Genomic DNA, 15,887 nt, shown 5'->3' with positions numbered 1-15,887 from the left:
ACCATTTTTTTAAATGTTTTTTGGATTGTTGCTTCTTTTCAGGAGCTTAAAGATGCCTAAAACTGTTAAAATAAGATAAAGAAACACGCCTGCAAGAAAACCTGGAACGAATTCTTTTATCTCGTCCATCAAGAAATAATTCGGTACAATATATCTATCAAATATAACGATCAAGATATTTATCGCAAAAAATATAATTATTATAAGCCAAACTAATTCATTCGGTTTTTTAAATCGATTTAAGATTAAACGGCCAATAATCAACCCTAAAATCAATGAAGGGATTAAGATAAAATATTCATAAAATAAAATATATATTTAATATAATAAGATTTTCTATTGAGATTATCCTGCGCCAGAGCAGCCGTCATCCCCTGGATTATATTCTGCCTTTACGCCAACAATTCCCGGAGTGGAGTATTTTCCACAGCACTCCTCAATTAATTTCTCTGATTTCAGCTCTTTGCCACATGCTTTGACATCATCAATAGAGGATTTAGTTATGTCCGATATTTTTTCTGGAGATATTTCGCCTCTTTGGTATATAAGTGTAAGAATCTTTGATTTAAGTTCACTATCACATCCCATAAACACACCTATAAAAAAATAGAAAAAATAATATATAAATTTATTGACCAATTGGAAGAATTTCTCTACCGTATGTTTCATTGATTACTTCTGCTGCAGATAAGTATAACGCCGCCAATGCAGTAAATATTCCTTCATACCCTGCTATTGTGTGCACAGTGTGATTAAATTGTCCTATGGCTAACAGAAAGAAAAGAATTGTCAAGGAAATGAATACTACCTGCAATGCTTTATTTTTCTTTAGAGTAGCTACTGTCATATAGGCAGTGAAAAGACCCCACGCACCTAGAAATACGGCAAGTCCTGCCTTGGGTACTGGCGCTATTGCACCTGAAAATTGAAGTAAAAACATTAGTGCGAGACCAAGCCAAAAGGCACCGTATGAGGTGAACGCAGTGGCACCAAATGTGTTACCTTTTTTCATTTCCCACATACCTGCATATACTTGACATGCTCCACCATAAAATATACCCATCGGTAAAACCATTCCTATACTTTCAGCAGGAATAATCTCTGCATTGACAAAATTCAAAATAAGGGTGGTCAACCCAAACGCAGCAAGCCCTAGTGGGCCTGGATTAGCAATTTTCTCTGACATAATAACCAGTTTTAGGAACAAAACTAGTATATAAAAAAGTTACTGTTTACCCTCAAGAACATCTTGGATTACTTTATGAATCTGCTTAACGAGGAAAGGTTTTTGGATAACAGTTGCAGCTCCAGCATCAATTGCTTCTTTGAATCTTTCTCTGTATGCAGATACACCTATTACAGCAACATTTGGATTTTTTGCTTTGGCATGTTTAGTAACTTCAACTCCAGATACATCTGGAAGTCTTATGTCCACAATAATAACTTCTGGATTTTCTCTATCAAAAATCTCAATAGCTTCTCTACCACTCTCAGTAGTAAACACAATATAGTCTTTACTAAGAATTAGATCGTATAATTCAAGAAGTTCAACTTCGTCTTCTACAACAAGTACCTTTAGCATTATAATATACAGAATCTATTTATTTAAAACTCTTTCTGATTGTAATTTTCTTATAAGTTAATTTTTTAAACATCTTTTAGATGGGTGGTATATGGAGAAAATAAAACTTGATTTTCATATCCATTCTTATTATTCTCCCGATGGAAATATGAAGCCTAAAGATATTCTTGAAACTGCAATGTATAAAGGTCTTGATGTCATTTCTGTTACGGATCACAATTCTACAAAAGGCGGTATTGAAACAAGAGATTACGCTGAAAAAAAGGACCTTTCCATAAAAGTCATAGTCGGCCAAGAAGTAAAAACACTTTCAGGAGAGATTATTGTACTAAATCTTGAAGAAGAAATTCCTAAGAACATGACTTTAGAAGAAACTATTACATACGGAAAAAAAGGCTTTTTGATAGCCCCGCACCCTTTTGATAAATTTAGAAAAGGCATTGGGGATGATCTAGATTCCATTAATGAAAAAATTGATGCCATCGAAATTTTTAATAGTAGAACTCTTTTATCTGCCCACAATAGACTTGCAGAGGCCTATGCAAAGAGTAATAATATTCCAGGAATAGCGGGATCAGATTCTCATTTTTCAGAAGAGCTTGGTTCCTCTTATTTTATTCTAGAATCTAAAAGGACAACACCTTCTATATTTAAAAATATAAAAGAAGGAAAAATATCTATCCATGGCAGACAAACTGGGGTTAAACCCCATTTGAAGACCAGCATGATCCCATTTTTCAAATAGCTTGCCTTATTATTTCTTTGATTTGGCTTGAATATATTAAAATTGTATCATTTGTTGCTGTAACAGTAGGGGATGAAAGCAAAACAAAAGATAACAGGATAATGATAAGTCCTGCATACATAAAAGCAAAGTTTACCTTTGTCCCTAAGTAATCCTTAGATAGATTGTAAAACAAGATTGTTGGCACTGACATAGCTAGTATTAATATGAACACCACAGGAAATGCATACATGAAGAAGGATGCTAGTAAGAATCCTACTAGTAATAATGAAAGCGGGAATACCCTTAGCTTGTTTTCTTTAATTATTTCTTTAGCATTGGCAGTGTTATTCTTGTAATATAAGAATAGAAGCGAGTATCCTATTGATAATGAGATAACAAATGGAAAGGTGAATCCATTGAAACTACTTGTAAAAAGGAACCAACCGCTAGAAAACTTTAGTATCTGTATAGCTGTAATTAGCATCAAACCGCTATTTTTGTGATTTTTGAGTCTTATTGATGGGTAGGAGTATAGAAGATTTAATGCAATTACTGCTGCAAATATGCCAAAAAATCTCATTCCTGCCAAAAATGATAATGTTGTTCCTAATACTGATAATACAATAATAAGGTACTTAGCCGTCTGAATTGATATACTTCCATTGGCTATAGCTTTCCAAGATATTTTCATCGAATTCTTTTTATCATCTTCATAATCAGTAAGATCATTAAACAGATATATTGCCCCTAGGCCCAAGGACAATCCTGACGCTCCTAGCACTATTTTTAGTAAATTATAGTCACCAGTTAAACTCGCATATATAATAACTCCAAACAGAAACTGAAGGATATTCTTAGGGGCGTTAAGAGTGGCAGAATTATAAATAATTGCCCTATAAGTCATAGAATTACTCAACATAAGTTGATTTATAAATATTTCCTTTTGAGTATATATAGGATAATTAAAAAATATATATAAATATAGGAACTAGTACGAACATAAAATGGGTGGCATACTACAATTATTTTCTATAAGAGAAGTGAGCATATCTCTTGAATTTTCATACCACTCCGGGTCATCATGTTTTGTCCGGGATAAAAATCTTTCAGAAGTTTTGTCTATAAGAAAGATTCTGTCTTTTTCCTTTTTCTCCCACACTTCAATTTCTCCTTTAACTGAACACATACTGCCCAAATAATAACATGATTTAATTATAAATCCGTAGGCTTGATCAAATTCGTTTGCCATGGATAGCCTGATTGGGGAGTGAGTAAAAGGCTAGAGGGAGTGTGAGTTACTAATTTTTAGTATACAAATAATAAGATATTCTTTATTTTTTAATATAAAGGGCTATTAAAGCCTTAAATATCCTAAAGCTATTTTTATGCCCCACATTAACCATATAAATAGATTATATAATTTTTTTGAATAATGCACATCGCAATGACTAGGCATAGGTATATACTAATTTTGATACTTGCATCAGTTATATCTCTTGCTTATTATGTTCCTCACTACGGACTGATATACGACGGCGGTTTATATGCCTCTTTAGGATATTCTTTAGTTAGTGAAAATGGATATTATTTTAATGGCTATCCTGGTGACGTACCACCAATTTTGCCTTTTTTTCTAGCTCTTTTCATAGGGATTTTTGGGGAAAATGGGATATATTTGGTAGTGCCATTATTTTCCATTATTCACACAATTCTTTGTTTTCTCATTTTAGAAAAAAGAGTATCTACGGAATTGAGTTTTTTAGGTTCTTTGTATGTTTTTTTTACACCTATTATTTTTTACGATTCAATTAATGTAATCCGCGAAATACCTTTGTTGACCTTTGTCATGGCATCTTATTTGGTCTTTTTATGGAAAGATGATTCATACAAGAAACATGCCTTATTAGGCATTCTAAGCGGAATAGCATTCTTAACAAAATCAGTTGGTGTGATATATACATTTCCTATCATTGTATATTATTTGATCAAAATGAACAAAAAAGTTGCAATTAACATATTGTCTTCAGTATTGATTGTACTCCCATGGGCATTATGGTCTTATTCTCATTTTCAGACCCCATTTGTTTCTCATTCTGCTTACCTATTGCCACAAATGGGCTCAAATATCACTACATTTTTCACGAGAACCTTGCCCATATTCTTCTTAGGCTCATTTTTGCCCATATTGCCTCTTTCAATTTTAGGCATAAAAAAATCAGAGAAAACATTTCTATTATTTGGATTTTTCGTATTTTTATCTGCCTTTGTATGGCCTGTTCAAGAGGCAAGATATCTTCTCGCAGGATATTTTCTTCTAGTTTATTTGGCATTGTTATATCTTAAAGATAAGAGAAAAAATAAAGTTTTAGCCTTCATGGTAATAGCGGTATTGTTCCAGTTTGGTGCAACTGTTACCATTTTAAAAACTAATGTTGTTTCCTATGGCCTTCTGGATGAAGCTGGGCATTGGCTTAAAGATAACACAGATGAGGATTCAAAAGTGATGGCACAATCATATAGGCAAATATACTATTTTTCCCACAGGAAAACTTATCAAATACCCCAAGATCCATCAATGTTTGAAAGGACCCTCGAACGTTGTAAAATAGAATATGTTGTCATTGATTCCTATGAAAAAACAACTCCCGAATACGCAAGAGAATTTTTTGGCAAATTAGATCCATTGATCACTTTCAAGGATAATTACGGAACCGTCTGTATCTACAGATCCCCTTATTACAACTCTAGTAAAATTGACAACTAATTATTAACGGCAAATGCCTCGAATTTGAATAAGAACCCTGAAAAGGAAAACTTATAAATATACACGACAAATGTCTAATATTGTATCAACATTCGGTGATAATTTATGGCTTTTGGCGATAGATGCGATGGCAAACAGATAAGAACACTGTCCAATTATAGGCGAGTTTATCCATTTGTAATGAAAACAAGGACCGAATCTGCAATATATGCAGACTTTGAATTTGAAGTTGGCAAAACTTTGGAGTATATGGAAAAAGCAAATGCGGGGCTTAGCGAAAAAAGAATAAAATTTTTTCACATTTTCATTGCTTCTCTGGTCAGAACTGTTGCAATGAGGCCTCAGTTGAATAGATTTGTTATGGGTAGAAGAATATTTCAAAGAAATGCCATACAAATTTCAATGATTGTTAAGAAAAAATTGGATGAAGAATCAGAGTATTCTAATATTAAAGTTACTTTTGATCCAAGAGATACTTTGGATATGGTAATTCAACGAATGGCCAAGTCTCTTGAATATGGTAGAGGGGACGAAAAAAAGCATGAAGAAAAAGAGATAGATCTTCTTATCAAGTTCCCTGATTTTATATTAAGATTTATTATTTGGGTGTGGAGAGGTCTTGATTATTATGGAATTTTACCCGCTTCAATTGTCAAAGACGATCCAATGTATGCAAGTATTTATGTCACTAATCTCGGTAGTTTGGGGCTTGATTCAGTATTTCATCACCTGTTTGAATATGGCAATACCTCAAATTTCATAGCACTGGGCAAAATTCACAAAGCCCCTGTAGTTGATGAAAACGATGAATTAAAGGTAAAGGATGTGGTTAGAATAGGATACACACTGGATGATCGTATTAGTGAAGGGATATATTTTGTTAAAGCTATTGAACTATTCAAGAATTTTATGCAAAATCCTGAAATATTAGAAAATCCACCTTCTGAGGAAGATATTAAATCTTTTTTGATTGAGACGGAGGGAAAATAATGTACGAAAAAAAACCATGGTTAAAATACTATGAAGATTATATCCCTGAATCCATTGATTATCCTAAAAAAACTATGTATGGCGCCGTTTATGACGCCTCAATGAAATATCCAGATAGAATCGCCTACGACTTTTTAGATCGTACTTCAACTTACAAAGAGTTTCTACACGATATAGATCGGTTTGCCAATGCACTTTATGCTCTTGGCCTTAGAAAGGGCGATCGAATTACCATTTGCATGCCAAACTGTCCCCAGGCGATTATTTGTTTATATGCTGTAAACAAGATTGGTGGCGTAACAAGCATGATACACCCTCTTTCTCCGCCAAAGGAAGTAAAGTTTTACCTTAATATAAGCAACAGTAAGTATGCCATCACCCTTGATGCTTTTTATTATAATTTTAAAGACATACTGGGCGATACATCTGTTGAGAAACTTATTCTTGCAAAAATTACGGATTATTTGCCACCTTTAAAAAAGATCGGATTCAATCTTACAACTGGAAGAAAAATAAAAAAGGTTTCCCCAGACTCCAAAGTATTTTGGTGGAAAGACCTAATGGAAACGGATTACCCCGAAATAGAAAGGGCAAAAATAGACACTGATGAACTTGCAGTTATCCTTTATAGTGGTGGAACTACCGGAGTCCCTAAGGGTATTGAACTCTCAAACTTCAATCTAAACTGCCTCGCAATGCAGGCTTGCGCACAAGGGCCAATTGTAGAAGACGATTCAGTTCTTTCAATTCTACCCATATTTCACGGCTTTGGATTGGGTGTTTGTGTACACACATTTTTGATTGATGGCGGCAAATGTATATTAGTCCCTAAGTTCTCTGCAGACACAGTTTTGGATTTAATAAAAACAAAAAAACCAAGATATATCGCAGGTGTCCCAACTCTATACGCTGCACTTGCTAGAAATCCTAAGATCTCCAAGATTGATTTCAGCTGTATAAAGGGCGCATTTTGTGGAGGGGACCACCTACCTCACGACATAAAAATAGAGTTTGAAAATGCAGTTGCAAAGTCAGGAGGGAAAGTTGTCTTAAGAGAGGGTTACGGATTGACTGAATCTGTAACAGGCGTTACAATAATGCCTAAAAATACATATAGACAAGGAAGCGTAGGAATACCTATTTCTGACATTATTATTAAGATAGTTAAACTTGGTACCTTTGAAGAAGCCCCACCAGGAGACGAGGGCGAAATATGTGTCAGTGGCCCCACCCTAATGAAGGGATACCTAGATCATCCTGAGGAAACAGAGAAAACACTCAAAATTCATCCCGATGGAAGGAAATGGCTACACACGGGAGATGCAGGCTATATGGACCCTGACGGATTTATCTATTTTAAGCAGAGACTTAAACGAATTATTATATCCTCTGGAATTAATGTTTACCCGTCTCAAATCGAAGACATACTAGACAGCCACCCTGCAGTTGCTTTATCATGCGCTATCGGAGTCCCCCACCCACACAAAATGACAAGTGTTAAAGCTTTTGTATCACTAAAAGACCAATCTATGGAATCAAAAGAATTTGCAAAAGAACTCATCGAATACTGCCATGAACATTTGATAAAATGGAGTTGCCCAGAAGAGATTGAATTCAGAAAAGAATTACCTTTGACCTTAATAGGAAAAGTTGCTTATGGCGTCTTAGAAAAAGAAGAGCTAGAAAAAAGAAAGAATCGTGAAATGGATAAAATACCTAAAGGAGACGCCTTCCCTGAACCAACGATAGACATATCCTGCTCATCAAGCCTAACAACGCCAGACAATCCTTAAATTATTTATTTTTTCCATATTTACTTGCAACAAAATCTATTATTACTCCGTAGACTATTCCGGCGAAAAAACTTGGCACATCTCTAAATTCAGTTGAAATAAAGATAGCACTGGATACAATTAATCCGAGTAAAGCACCTCTTAATAGAACATTCTTATGTCCCTTTGTTATTTGAATATTGTCTGCGAGGCCTATCAATAATCCCATGACCACCCTGTTATACCACATACCAATTAAAAAAATATAGTTTTCATATCCTATTCTAGCGCCTACACCTATAATACAGAACACGCCTAGAATTGCGCCGGTCAATAAACCAATTAAAATTCTTTTGTTATTTATCATTCTAGTTCACTACTATAAATTATAATCAATAACTATTTAAATTTTAATATTTTAACAATCTAAGGGTATTATGAAAGAAAAAGTCAAACTGACAGAAGAGGAATGGAAGAAAAAACTTACTCCTGAAGAGTACCATATTCTGAGGGAAAAGGGAACTGAAAGACCATTCACAGGAAAATATGTAGATAATAAAAAGAAAGGAAAGTATGTTTGTGCCGGATGTGGAGTTGAGCTATTTGATTCTGATTCTAAATTTGATTCTGGAACGGGGTGGCCAAGCTTTACTGAAGCTTCTGCCAAGGGCAATGTAGACGAACATGAAGATTTAGATTATGGAATGGTTAGGACTGAAGTTACTTGCAGTAAATGTGGCGGGCATCTAGGGCATGTATTTGATGATGGACCTAGGCCGACTGGAAAGAGATATTGTATGAATTCTGCATCACTGAAATTTCAAGAGGAGAAGTGAAAAACTTGGAATTTAAGTTTAAAACATTGAAACAAAAAGTTATCATCCCAGCAGATCCAGATGATGTATATGGGGCAATTATAGACGAAAATAAGCATTCGGTTTTTACAGGCTCCAAAGCAACATCCGATCCCAAGGTAGGGGGCAAGTTCACCGCGTGGGATGGGTACATCTTTGGCAAATATGTTGAACTTGAAAAGGGGAAAAAGATAGTCCAGGAATGGAGCACTACGGAATGGCCGAAGGGTTATCCTCCATCGATATTTGAACTAAAATTAAAGAAAGCCCAAGGTGGAACTGAAATAGAAATGACGCATTCTAAAGTTCCAGAAGAACAAGCAGATGATTACGAGCAGGGATGGGAGGATTATTACTGGAAACCTTTGAAAGAATATTTCAAAAAATAAAATAAATTTAGCTGTTTATATAGACTGAGTATGGGTCTGTTAATGCATAAACATTAGCAAATCCTTTGTTTGCAAGGAATTGGGCATTTGTTACCGCAGCTTGGCTAGTACTGCAGTATACTATGATTTTTCTATCACGCGGGATACTTGAAAGTACTGACCCCAGTTCAATTCCAGTTATATTGACAGCCCCAGGTATGTGGCCAGCACGATACTCATCGGAGTTTCTCACATCTATGATAAAAAGTGGCTCGCCGCTAGCTATCCACTGTTTTAGTTGAGATGAATTAATGACATGATAAGGTACTGCTGTGCTACCTGTATCTTCTACAATTCTATCTATCAATGTAACAAGATTACTCTGAACTGCGAAGTTAGTATTTTCTCTATCGCTTCCTGCAATCACAAAGACTTCCTGTTTAGAAAGCCACTGATCCCTCTTTTCATAGAATATCTGATAGCCCCTGATATTTCTTAGATTGTAGCTTTCATTTGGAGGCAATATCTGTAATGATAAGAATCCTGTATGCTCCGGTGAATCCGGCCCCCCGATAATGATCACATAGGGGTAGGAGTTATAACCTGAATCTGTTCTGCTAAAGTAAACAATATTCATACCTCGACTTTGAAGAATAGAGATTATATTGCTGTTAAGATTATAGTCTATAGAATTTGCAACAAGCGCAACATTTTTTTGAGCGGATACAATACCAAATGAAGATGCCGCCAAGAATAATATTATAAAAACAGTCAGTATTTTTCTCATTTTACCACCCTAGTTCTTTCAGTTCCATACTTTGAATTATAAAGACAAACTTTCATAAAAATTCCCCAATATAAATATTATAATCTTCAATGTATAAAAATGTTTGGTAATAATTCCAAATTATTAATATAGTCAAAAATATTATATAATGAAAGCTATTTTTTTAAAATGGGTACCATGGAAGCGACATCTTCAAAAGACAGATTTCTTTCGTCCTTAAAAAAAGGAGACATAATACTGAGCAATAATAGAAAAAATCCAATTGAAACATTTATTTGTAAAACCGTACAAGATTCAAGATGGCCCCATTGTAGACTCTATATTGGATATAATAAAAGCGTTGAAGCCACTATTGGAGGAGTTCAAGTAAAAGAAGCTGAGGAATACCTTGATACTGATGAAATGCTTATTATTAGGCCCCCAGACTACATAGATAAAGACAAACTTGTTAAAGATTGCATGATGTACCTAGGATTAGGATATAGCTATTTACAATTTATCCGAACAGGAAATTTATTATTAATAAAAAGACTGATCAAGAAGGATTTAAGAAAATATTTTAGGATAGACCTTGATAAAAATGTTGTTTGCTGTGAACTCATCGCATATGGATTACTAAAACAAGGATATGAATATGAAGTCACCCCTAATTTTTGCTTCCCCGATCAGTTTGAGGATGACCCAAGAATGGAAGTTATTTTGAAATATGTTCCGGAAATTTATTCCGATACCAAATAATTAGACTATCAATCTTCTTTTCATTAGCCTTATCGATACTAAAAAGAATATTATTGTTGCGCCTAAAATCCACAATAGGCTTGTTATTAATGAAAAACTGTATATTCCAAGCGTCAATGCTCTATTAATTATAACTATGTGGGCCAATGGCAATATCGCCAAAGCTACATACTGGATTGCTTCCGGCAAAACAGTCATTGGAAAAAAAGTTCCGCTAAACAAAAACATTGGAGTAATAAAGAGAAAACTTGGATAGCTTAATGTGTCAATTGTTGGGCTTAATGCAGTAAAACACATGGCAATACAAGAAAACAATAGGCCTCCGAGAAACGCAAATGGTATTATAAGTAAAGATGATGGCATTTCCACAACACCAAATGCCAATAAAACAGGGAGCATTATTGTAGCATAAATAGTGCTTCTAGTTGCGCCCCAAAATAATTCCCCCGCGATAACTTCTTCTATTGAAATTGGGGTAGAGACCATTGCATCAAAAGTCTTTAGATAATACATTCTGACAAAGGAAGTATATGTACACTCAAAAAATGAAGCGTTCATTACAGATATGGAGACTAAGGCAGGCGCTATAAATTTTGCATATGGTATACCATCAACATTTTCTATAAATCCACCTAACCCAAATCCCAATGCCAATAGGTAAAGGACTGGTTCTAAGAAAGGAGGGACAAAATTAAGTTTCCATGTCCTAAAAAATGTTACAATGTTCCTTCTCCACGGTTTCAAAAATCTATAGCTGAGCCCTAACATATTATTCCCTTAGCTTTCTCCCCGTTAGTTTCAGAAATACATCCTCTAAAGTTGCAGGTCTTGCTGTAACACCGCTGTCAACGCATTCCTTGAGTATCAGATTAGTTATATCGGATATGTTTTCATTATATATTTCTACACTTTCATTTGCCACTTCATAGTTAATATTATTTTTTTCAAGGCATGCCTTTATTTCCAGGGTATTATCCGTTTCTACTATATGTTCTCCGACATATTTTCGTACAAGTTCCTTCGGAGTACCTTCAACTAGTATTTCCCCATTGTCCATTATAACTAATCTGTCGCATAATCGTTCCGCTTCTTCCATGTAGTGAGTCGTTATAACGACAGTTATCCCTTTTGAGGAAAGATCCTTTAATTTCTCCCAAATCAGATGCCTTGCCTGAGGGTCAAGACCCGTAGTTGGCTCATCTAGAATAAGGAGTCTTGGATCATTAATCATTGCCCTTGCTAATACAAGCCTTCTTTTCATCCCACCAGAAAGTTTTTCGACTGAACTATCTTTTTTTTCTGTGAGTTGAACATACTCAATTAATTGATTTGCCCTCTTTTTAGCCTCTTCTATCGGTATGTCAAAGTATCTTGAATACTGGATAAGATTTCCAAGAACAGAAAAATCTGGATCAAGATTATCCATCTGAGGGACTACCCCCATCAGTTTCTTGATTTCTCTTGGATTTTTACCAATGTCTAACCCAAACACCTTAAGATCGCCTGAAGTTTTTGGTGAAACGCATTGAATCATCTTCATCGTGGTAGTTTTACCCGCCCCATTTGGCCCCAAAAATCCAAAAACCTCCCCTTCGTTTACCTTGAAATTGATTTTATTGACGGCAATAACGTCACTGAATTTCTTTTCTAGATTTTTGGCTTCAAGGACAATGCTCAATAAAACACCAGTTTGGAAGATTGTTCCACATTATAAAAGTCTTTACTATTCATATTTGGATTAATCGATTAATTTAAATATCCTAAGGTACTATTCTAAGTGGGAGAATAATGGCATCTATTGTATATTTGTATCTTGCAATAGCCAATTTTGTTTTGCTTTTGATTGTGTATTCCTCCTTTGTAAAAAACAAAAATAAACTCAAATTTCTCTATGCCCTCGGGATAACTGAAGTCTTGTGGGTAGTACTGTATTTATTTCCTTTCAGGAAACTCACATCTGACTTTGTTGATTGTATGGTAAAACTAATCTGATTGATTCTATGTTAAATGATTCTAATTATTTGAAAGAGCATCTGAAATTCAGCCCAATTACACCCCTTCTCTTATCTGACAATAAGGCCCTAACATATTTTGTGATGGGGGATTTATTAGATGAAGATCCAGGCAACATAGAATCATTGTGGGAATTAAAAGAGGCGATATCAATACTGAATAAGCAACAGGAAGATGGGTCTTGGAAATATTCCGGGTGTAAAGAAGAGATTCGCTTCCAGAGGAACTACAACCAACTTGAAACATATAGAATTCTCCGTGTTTTAGTTGAAAAGTATGGCCTAAACAACACAAATAATGCTATTTCAAAGGCTTGTGAATTTCTCTTTTCCTTCCAAACTGAAGAAGGCGACTTTAGAGGCATATATGGGAATGAATATACGCCAAACTACTCTGCAGGCATCTTAGAGATGTTAATAAAATCAGGATATGAAAAGGATGACAGAATTGATCTTGGGATAAAATGGCTTTTATCCGTGAGGCAGAATAATGGCGGATGGGCAATACCCTTCAGGACCACTAAACACAAGATTAGGGATTCCATGTGCGAAAAAGAGAGTCCCATAAAAAATGATCCAAGTAAACCTTCTTCCCATTTGGTAACTGGGATAGTCCTAAGGGCTTTTGCAGCACATAATCATTACCGAAAATCAAATGAACTAAGAAAAGCCGGCGCATTCCTCAAATCACAATTTTTTAAGAAAGATAATTACCCAGATCACAGCTCATCTGATTACTGGGGGAAGCTAGCTTACCCTTTCTGGTGGACCGACATTGTTTCTTCTCTTGACTCTCTTTCCAAGTTAAAATTTACCGCTGAGGATTACAACATCAAGATAGGGCTAGATTACTTAATTGAAAATCAAAGGTCAGATGGAACTTGGAAAGCGTGCTACGGCCTCCCAAAAGACGATGACAACGATGTATGGATTACATTGGCTATTTGCAGAATATTCAAGAGGTTCTATTCGATTTAAAAGAATCCGATAGTTTTAAATATTGGTAATTAGTATCTTTGTGTAATAACGGTGTCAATTATGAGAGGAAAAATTGCTATATTAATTTCTTTGTTAGTTATAGTATCTTTTATATCAGGATGCACGACTTCTGAAGTTTTTGTCAATAATAATGAGTTTTACGGCTGTATACAAGAGCCAGTTATAATGGATGATGAAGTGCAAAGTGGACTAAATCAATTATATGGACAATATCTAGCTGAATGCCGACAGGAGTGTTCCACATGCAATTGTGAAGTTGAGTCTAAAATATACATTGCCTTGAATTTGGAAGAAGGATGGGAACCTGGCCTTTTTGGTAAAGAAGTAACATTGCCATTTACATACAATATTAAAAGATGCCTACCTTCACAACATTATCGCCTTAATAATGCGGATTTAGGTCTAGATACCACAAAATGCCCTGAAGAATTCCAAATTTTAAGATTTGAGGATGATACTACAATGAGTATATTTTCTCTTCCATTTACATCACTTATACTGTATGTCCCCGTATTCACTGATAATTATGGATGTAGCCCAACTTCCTTTAGAAATCGAAATCTACCACCAACTATTAATTGCCAACTAAAAGAGAGTTATCTTTTAGTTATTAACTCAGAGTCTCCCAATCTAATTATCAATGGCAATCAAATTAATCCAATAGATAATAATGGCAACTTTGTTTACATCATTTATTATTATTCTGGATGGGATAAATCTTTGATTGATAAATTCCTCCAGGAGTTCAATGGACCTTTTAGTAATATATCTAGCGTCCATACATATAATGATATTCCTTCTAGTATCAATATTACTTATGACGAATGGGAAGGTCAGCCCACCACAGATGTATTCCTATATAGAGAATGTTGCTGGGACTGTAATTCAAAACCACAACTTCCTGCAACTATCCTGTATCCAAAAGTCGATATAGAAAGTTTCACATTAAATAATGGAGATGCTATTATAAAAGATGGAAAGGTAGTCTCTTCCTTTACCATTGCGCCCGGGGTTCAAAAGCCAATTATAGGTGTTGAAAACAGAGGATTCTTTACCCAAAACCATGTTTACATAAAATTCGTTGGATTGCCAGATGGAATAGAAGTGATTACAACACCAGAATTGCAAAAGATAAAAGCACACAACATTGGAACCGTATGAAACTACATTTACCGTTGGACCAAATGTGCCTTCAGGCACATACAAGGTATCATTGATTGCATACTCTCCAAATGGAATACTTGATACAATTATTATGGATCTAGTAGTTCTATAATATTTTCTATTTTTTCTAAATTTTTAATTAGACATATATAGTACAAACTCAAAGAAAGATAGAGATGATAAGAAATAAATTAATGGATATAGGATATACTCTCTTACTATAAATCCCCTAATTAAATATTCCATCACGGAAATAACAACTAAGTGTGCCAAATGCAATAGGACTGTTTTGGAAGAAATAATAAACAGCATTGAAACTGAAGAAGAACCTATAATGTGTAGAAGGTGCACTATATTATTCCACTTTTATAGGCCTTGGATCCATATTCTAAAGCTTTTTGGATTTGCAGTTAGCAGGAATTCTTTAAAAACTGTCCCAACTTTTGCAGAAGGTTACTCCCTTTCGTCGTATACTAACGGCGTGCATTCCGTTCTAGAAGGAATAAACTCATTTGGCCTGAAAAAGCCACTTGTATTCAATTCACCAGTTTCTGTGATCTTGGAGCTTACAAGATATTGTAATTTAAATTGTAGCTATTGTTATGTCAATACTTTTGATTTTGATTCAAAAAAAGAAAATCAATCAGATCTATCAACTGAAAACTGGATTAGGGCCATAGATAATCTAAAGGCTGCAGGAGTGCTATCTCTTGTCTTTTCAGGAGGCGAACCATTACTAAGAGAAGATTTTTTTACAATAGCAGATTATGCAAATAATCATAATTTTACAACATCACTTGCAACAAATGGAACACTGATAGACAATGAAATGGCCAAGAATATCAAAGAATCTGGGATAAACTATGTAGAAATAAGCGTATTTAGCGCTATAGAAAAAACAAATGATGCCCATAGAAAAAAAGATTCTTTTAAGAAATCCATCAACGCAGTTAGATTTTGTAAAGAACAAGGGCTTAACGTTGGTCTGTCCTTAACTCTTACTAGTTTGGTAAAAGATGAGATTCAAAACTTCTTGGAACTTGCAAAAAAAGTGGGCGCCGATGTATGTATTTTTTTAAATTACGTCCCTTCAGGAAATGGAAATGATATTTTGATTATAGATAACGGCG

Annotated in this window: 22 protein-coding genes; 12 read left to right on the top strand and 10 right to left on the bottom strand. The window is 34.8% G+C overall.

Features of this window, described 5'->3' with window-relative positions; genetic code table 11:
* Positions 1–9: 9 nt before the first annotated feature.
* From PLI06_08625 to PLI06_08610, 4 genes are all read right to left on the bottom strand, one after another.
* Entirely contained in the window at positions 10–174 is a 165-nt protein-coding gene (locus PLI06_08625) for a hypothetical protein (protein HOI77656.1), read from the bottom strand.
* A gap of 171 nt (positions 175–345) precedes the next feature.
* Entirely contained in the window at positions 346–588 is a 243-nt protein-coding gene (locus PLI06_08620) for a hypothetical protein (protein ID HOI77655.1), read from the bottom strand.
* A gap of 40 nt (positions 589–628) precedes the next feature.
* Positions 629–1,189 carry an acetate uptake transporter gene (locus PLI06_08615; GenBank protein HOI77654.1) on the bottom strand — a complete coding sequence of 187 codons (561 nt, stop codon included), beginning with the start codon at positions 1,187–1,189 and terminating at the stop codon, positions 629–631.
* A gap of 36 nt (positions 1,190–1,225) precedes the next feature.
* Positions 1,226–1,582 carry a response regulator gene (locus tag PLI06_08610; protein HOI77653.1) on the bottom strand — a complete coding sequence of 119 codons (357 nt, stop codon included), beginning with the start codon at positions 1,580–1,582 and terminating at the stop codon, positions 1,226–1,228.
* 91 nt (positions 1,583–1,673) lie between these two features.
* Between PLI06_08610 and PLI06_08605 the strand changes: the two genes are divergently transcribed.
* A complete protein-coding gene (locus PLI06_08605) occupies positions 1,674–2,327 on the top strand; it encodes a PHP domain-containing protein (protein HOI77652.1) in 654 nt (217 codons plus the stop codon).
* Here the strand turns inward: PLI06_08605 and PLI06_08600 are convergent.
* Together PLI06_08600 and PLI06_08595 are read right to left on the bottom strand one after the other, a co-directional pair.
* Positions 2,320–3,213 (bottom strand): UbiA family prenyltransferase, encoded by an 894-nt coding sequence (locus PLI06_08600; GenBank protein HOI77651.1) that lies wholly within the window; start codon positions 3,211–3,213, stop codon positions 2,320–2,322. The two genes, PLI06_08605 and PLI06_08600, sit on opposite strands and share 8 nt — an antisense overlap.
* A gap of 84 nt (positions 3,214–3,297) precedes the next feature.
* Positions 3,298–3,558, bottom strand: a complete 261-nt coding sequence (locus PLI06_08595) for a hypothetical protein (protein HOI77650.1) — start codon at positions 3,556–3,558, stop codon at positions 3,298–3,300.
* Positions 3,559–3,741: 183 nt separating this feature from the next.
* Between PLI06_08595 and PLI06_08590 the strand changes: the two genes are divergently transcribed.
* The 3 genes from PLI06_08590 (at position 3,742) to PLI06_08580 (ending at position 7,856) form a co-directional block, all read left to right on the top strand.
* Positions 3,742–5,073, top strand: coding sequence for a glycosyltransferase family 39 protein (locus PLI06_08590; GenBank protein HOI77649.1), 1,332 nt, complete (start codon positions 3,742–3,744; stop codon positions 5,071–5,073).
* Positions 5,074–5,178: 105 nt separating this feature from the next.
* Positions 5,179–6,063 (top strand): 2-oxo acid dehydrogenase subunit E2, encoded by an 885-nt coding sequence (locus PLI06_08585; GenBank protein ID HOI77648.1) that lies wholly within the window; start codon positions 5,179–5,181, stop codon positions 6,061–6,063.
* On the top strand, positions 6,063–7,856 hold the full coding sequence (locus tag PLI06_08580; protein HOI77647.1) for an AMP-binding protein: 1,794 nt from the start codon (positions 6,063–6,065) through the stop codon (positions 7,854–7,856). The genes PLI06_08585 and PLI06_08580 overlap by 1 nt, the downstream gene beginning before the upstream one ends.
* Before the next feature lies 1 nt (position 7,857).
* Here the strand turns inward: PLI06_08580 and PLI06_08575 are convergent, their stop codons facing one another.
* Positions 7,858–8,202, bottom strand: coding sequence for a hypothetical protein (locus tag PLI06_08575; GenBank protein HOI77646.1), 345 nt, complete (start codon positions 8,200–8,202; stop codon positions 7,858–7,860).
* A gap of 70 nt (positions 8,203–8,272) precedes the next feature.
* On the opposite strand from PLI06_08575, the gene msrB reads away from it, so the two are divergent.
* Both msrB and PLI06_08565 read left to right on the top strand, forming a co-directional pair.
* Positions 8,273–8,671 carry a peptide-methionine (R)-S-oxide reductase MsrB gene (msrB, locus tag PLI06_08570; protein HOI77645.1) on the top strand — a complete coding sequence of 133 codons (399 nt, stop codon included), beginning with the start codon at positions 8,273–8,275 and terminating at the stop codon, positions 8,669–8,671.
* On the top strand, positions 8,668–9,078 hold the full coding sequence (locus PLI06_08565; protein ID HOI77644.1) for an SRPBCC family protein: 411 nt from the start codon (positions 8,668–8,670) through the stop codon (positions 9,076–9,078). Before msrB ends, PLI06_08565 begins: the two co-directional genes overlap by 4 nt.
* Positions 9,079–9,085: 7 nt before the next feature.
* Here PLI06_08565 and PLI06_08560 read toward each other — a convergent pair whose 3' ends face one another.
* The gene (locus PLI06_08560) at positions 9,086–9,844 is read right to left on the bottom strand and encodes a rhodanese-like domain-containing protein (GenBank protein ID HOI77643.1); all 759 of its coding nucleotides are present in this window, start codon (positions 9,842–9,844) and stop codon (positions 9,086–9,088) included.
* Between the two features lie 168 nt (positions 9,845–10,012).
* Between PLI06_08560 and PLI06_08555 the strand changes: the two genes are divergently transcribed.
* The gene (locus PLI06_08555; GenBank protein ID HOI77642.1) at positions 10,013–10,582 is read left to right on the top strand and encodes a hypothetical protein; all 570 of its coding nucleotides are present in this window, start codon (positions 10,013–10,015) and stop codon (positions 10,580–10,582) included.
* On the opposite strand, the gene PLI06_08550 is transcribed toward PLI06_08555, so the two are convergent.
* Positions 10,583–11,350 (bottom strand): ABC transporter permease, encoded by a 768-nt coding sequence (locus PLI06_08550; protein ID HOI77641.1) that lies wholly within the window; start codon positions 11,348–11,350, stop codon positions 10,583–10,585.
* Position 11,351: 1 nt separating this feature from the next.
* Positions 11,352–12,260 (bottom strand): ABC transporter ATP-binding protein, encoded by a 909-nt coding sequence (locus PLI06_08545; GenBank protein ID HOI77640.1) that lies wholly within the window; start codon positions 12,258–12,260, stop codon positions 11,352–11,354.
* 110 nt (positions 12,261–12,370) lie between these two features.
* Between PLI06_08545 and PLI06_08540 the strand changes: the two genes are divergently transcribed.
* The 5 genes from PLI06_08540 to PLI06_08520 form a co-directional block, all read left to right on the top strand.
* Positions 12,371–12,574 carry a hypothetical protein gene (locus PLI06_08540; protein ID HOI77639.1) on the top strand — a complete coding sequence of 68 codons (204 nt, stop codon included), beginning with the start codon at positions 12,371–12,373 and terminating at the stop codon, positions 12,572–12,574.
* Between the two features lie 8 nt (positions 12,575–12,582).
* Complete coding sequence (locus tag PLI06_08535; protein ID HOI77638.1) at positions 12,583–13,572, top strand: prenyltransferase/squalene oxidase repeat-containing protein; 990 nt, start codon at positions 12,583–12,585, stop codon at positions 13,570–13,572.
* A 60-nt stretch (positions 13,573–13,632) separates the two neighbouring features.
* Complete coding sequence (locus tag PLI06_08530; GenBank protein ID HOI77637.1) at positions 13,633–14,754, top strand: hypothetical protein; 1,122 nt, start codon at positions 13,633–13,635, stop codon at positions 14,752–14,754.
* Positions 14,741–14,869 (top strand): hypothetical protein, encoded by a 129-nt coding sequence (locus PLI06_08525; protein ID HOI77636.1) that lies wholly within the window; start codon positions 14,741–14,743, stop codon positions 14,867–14,869. The genes PLI06_08530 and PLI06_08525 overlap by 14 nt, the downstream gene beginning before the upstream one ends.
* Before the next feature lie 177 nt (positions 14,870–15,046).
* On the top strand, positions 15,047–15,887 hold an 841-nt coding region (locus PLI06_08520; protein ID HOI77635.1), incomplete at its 3' end, for a radical SAM protein.

The sequence above is a fragment of the Methanofastidiosum sp. genome (genome assembly GCA_035362715.1).
Classification (GTDB): domain Archaea; phylum Methanobacteriota_B; class Thermococci; order Methanofastidiosales; family Methanofastidiosaceae; genus Methanofastidiosum.
This window is presented reverse-complemented; position numbering and strand designations above follow the sequence as displayed.

Coding starts and splice junctions, on each gene's coding strand:
- PLI06_08600 (HOI77651.1), bottom strand. CDS start 3,213: ATGACTTATAGGGCAATTATTTATAATTCTGCCACTCTTAACGCCCCT.
- PLI06_08610 (HOI77653.1), bottom strand. CDS start 1,582: ATGCTAAAGGTACTTGTTGTAGAAGACGAAGTTGAACTTCTTGAATTA.
- PLI06_08535 (HOI77638.1), top strand. CDS start 12,583: ATGTTAAATGATTCTAATTATTTGAAAGAGCATCTGAAATTCAGCCCA.
- PLI06_08555 (HOI77642.1), top strand. CDS start 10,013: ATGGGTACCATGGAAGCGACATCTTCAAAAGACAGATTTCTTTCGTCC.
- PLI06_08560 (HOI77643.1), bottom strand. CDS start 9,844: ATGAGAAAAATACTGACTGTTTTTATAATATTATTCTTGGCGGCATCT.
- PLI06_08530 (HOI77637.1), top strand. CDS start 13,633: ATGAGAGGAAAAATTGCTATATTAATTTCTTTGTTAGTTATAGTATCT.
- PLI06_08550 (HOI77641.1), bottom strand. CDS start 11,350: ATGTTAGGGCTCAGCTATAGATTTTTGAAACCGTGGAGAAGGAACATT.
- PLI06_08540 (HOI77639.1), top strand. CDS start 12,371: ATGGCATCTATTGTATATTTGTATCTTGCAATAGCCAATTTTGTTTTG.
- PLI06_08585 (HOI77648.1), top strand. CDS start 5,179: ATGGCTTTTGGCGATAGATGCGATGGCAAACAGATAAGAACACTGTCC.
- PLI06_08580 (HOI77647.1), top strand. CDS start 6,063: ATGTACGAAAAAAAACCATGGTTAAAATACTATGAAGATTATATCCCT.
- PLI06_08575 (HOI77646.1), bottom strand. CDS start 8,202: ATGATAAATAACAAAAGAATTTTAATTGGTTTATTGACCGGCGCAATT.
- PLI06_08590 (HOI77649.1), top strand. CDS start 3,742: ATGCACATCGCAATGACTAGGCATAGGTATATACTAATTTTGATACTT.
- PLI06_08605 (HOI77652.1), top strand. CDS start 1,674: ATGGAGAAAATAAAACTTGATTTTCATATCCATTCTTATTATTCTCCC.
- PLI06_08620 (HOI77655.1), bottom strand. CDS start 588: ATGGGATGTGATAGTGAACTTAAATCAAAGATTCTTACACTTATATAC.
- PLI06_08595 (HOI77650.1), bottom strand. CDS start 3,558: ATGGCAAACGAATTTGATCAAGCCTACGGATTTATAATTAAATCATGT.
- msrB (HOI77645.1), top strand. CDS start 8,273: ATGAAAGAAAAAGTCAAACTGACAGAAGAGGAATGGAAGAAAAAACTT.